The sequence below is a fragment of the Moorena sp. SIO4E2 genome, from assembly GCF_010671945.1.
Classification (GTDB): domain Bacteria; phylum Cyanobacteriota; class Cyanobacteriia; order Cyanobacteriales; family Coleofasciculaceae; genus Moorena; species Moorena producens.
The window spans coordinates 1-2,141 of the sequence record NZ_JAAHIE010000945.1 but is presented as its reverse complement, the minus strand read 5'-3'; the positions used below and the strand labels follow the sequence as shown (position 1 = coordinate 2,141).

Genomic DNA, 2,141 nt, shown 5'->3' with positions numbered 1-2,141 from the left:
AGCTACTTGAGGTGCTTATGGACTATGGACAAGCTACGGTAAGAGCTTTTGAATAAAACAGGTAAGCATTAATCTCAGTTATGGAAAGCTGACGGCTGACGGCTGACGGCTGAATGCTTACGGACTACCTAAGGCACAAGTAGCGATCGCTTATGATTAGTAAAGAAGCCTTCGAGGAAAAATTCAAGACCATGCCCTGGAAAAGGCGACAAGTGTTGGAAGCGGTGGTTGGTGGCAATACAGATGAGGAAATCAGAGACAAGGTGCTAAAGGTCTATGATATATCTACGGTAAGAAAGCATATTTCTAATCTATATAAAGACTTTGATATTGAAGCTAATGGTCATAATTGTCGTTGGGAATTAGTTGAAATCGTTAATACCTATAAGCCAGAGTTGGTGGCTGAGCAAGTATTAAACGAGTGCAACTTATCGCTTCGACCTAGAGCAACTCAAGAGATATATATTGAGCGCCCACCTATTGAAGCTCGTTGCTATCAGGAAATTGTTAAACCGGGAGCGTTAATTCGGATTAAAGCAGCGAAACTGATGGGCAAAACGTTACTAAGTCATAAGATTATCGCCCATGGTGAAAAACAGGGTTATGCTCAGGTTTATTTAAATATGAATGAGCTACCTTTCACTAACTTGGATAGCTTTTTACAGTCATTTTGTGTGCGAGTTGCTGACAACTTAGGATTGCCGGATAACTTAGACAGTTATTGGAAAAAGCGTTTACCCAGCAAGGTAAACTGCAAACGATACTTAGAGCAGTATTTATTAAAGTCTTTAGATACTCCGGTAGTTTTGTGTTTGGATGAAGTAGAGCAAGTCTTTTCTCATCAAGATGTGGCTGAAGGGTTTCTGACCTTGCTGCGTAGTTGGCATGAAGATGCTAAGAGTAAAGAGGTTTGGAAAAAACTACGATTGATTGTGGTTTATGCCACGGAAGTTTACGTTAATTTACCTACCGATCAGTCGCCGTTTAATGTGGGATTACAGATAGAATTACTAGAGTTTAATGAACAGCAAGTTAAGGGCTTTGCTGAGGCTTATGGGTTGAAGTTGTCTGGGGATTCAGTAACGCAACTGATGGCAATGGTGGGGGGACATCCTTATTTATTGTCCCAAGCTTTTGATTATCTCAAGAATCACCAAGGAGCAGAGAAGACACTGGATACCCTTTTGGCTAATGCCCCCACAGAAGCCGGAATTTATGGCAGTCATCTCCGTGAACTGTTAACTAGTATTCAAGAGCATCCCGAATTGCTGGACGCTGTTAAATTATTAGTTAGTACCACTAAACCGGTGCGCCTGGATGCTACTATCACTCGCAAGTTGGAAAGTATTGGATTGGTTGAGCGCTATGGTAATGATTGTAGTTTGATATCTAATTTGTATCGTCTGTATTTTAGCGATCGCATTTTGGGGAGTAGGGAATCGGGAATCGGGAATCGGGAATCGGGAATCGGGAATCGGGAGCAACAATGAATAATAAACACTCAACAATCTACAAAGTAGGAGGTAGTTTACCTCAGGATGAACCGACTTATGTGACCAGACAAGCTGATCAGGAGCTTTTTCAGGCATTGATGGCTGGGGAGTTTTGTTATGTGCTGAATTCCCGACAGATGGGTAAGTCGAGTTTGCGGGTAAGAACGATAAAACGCTTGAAAGAAGAGGGATTTGCTTGCGCGTCTATTGATCTGACCGTGATTGGTAAAGAAGATATCACGGTGTCGATGTGGTATGAAAGTTTGATTATGTTATTGGTGGATGATTTCGAGCTTTTCGGAACATTTGATGAAGACAGTTGGTTAGACGAGCGTGCTAAAATCTCTCCGGTCTTGTGCTTAAGTAAGTTTATTGAGCAGATAGTGTTAACTAGTATTCCGGGAAAAATTGTTATTTTTCTGGATGAAATTGATAGTATTATTAAAGTTAGGTTTAAAGATGATTTCTTTGCCTTAATTAGAGCCTGTTACAATCAACGAGCAGAAAAGCCAGCTTACAATCGTCTCACCTTTTGTTTGCTGGGGGATGTTTTTAGCTGCTTCTAGCAAAAACTTCCAACCCTTAGCCTCTCCCATGTGAGACAAATAAAGAATTTTTATACAATCACTATCATTATATTCTCTACTT

The 2,141-nt window shown here is 40.7% G+C and carries 2 protein-coding genes; both read left to right on the top strand.

Features of this window, described 5'->3' with window-relative positions:
• Positions 1 to 152 precede the first annotated feature (152 nt).
• Complete coding sequence (locus F6K37_RS39270; protein ID WP_287256656.1) at positions 153 to 1,490, top strand: AAA-like domain-containing protein; 1,338 nt, start codon at positions 153 to 155, stop codon at positions 1,488 to 1,490.
• Entirely contained in the window at positions 1,487 to 2,059 is a 573-nt protein-coding gene (locus F6K37_RS39265; protein WP_353839054.1) for an AAA-like domain-containing protein, read from the top strand. Before F6K37_RS39270 ends, F6K37_RS39265 begins: the two co-directional genes overlap by 4 nt.
• The last annotated feature ends 82 nt before the right edge of the window (positions 2,060 to 2,141 follow it).

Coding starts and splice junctions, on each gene's coding strand:
- F6K37_RS39270 (WP_287256656.1), top strand. CDS start 153: ATGATTAGTAAAGAAGCCTTCGAGGAAAAATTCAAGACCATGCCCTGG.
- F6K37_RS39265 (WP_353839054.1), top strand. CDS start 1,487: ATGAATAATAAACACTCAACAATCTACAAAGTAGGAGGTAGTTTACCT.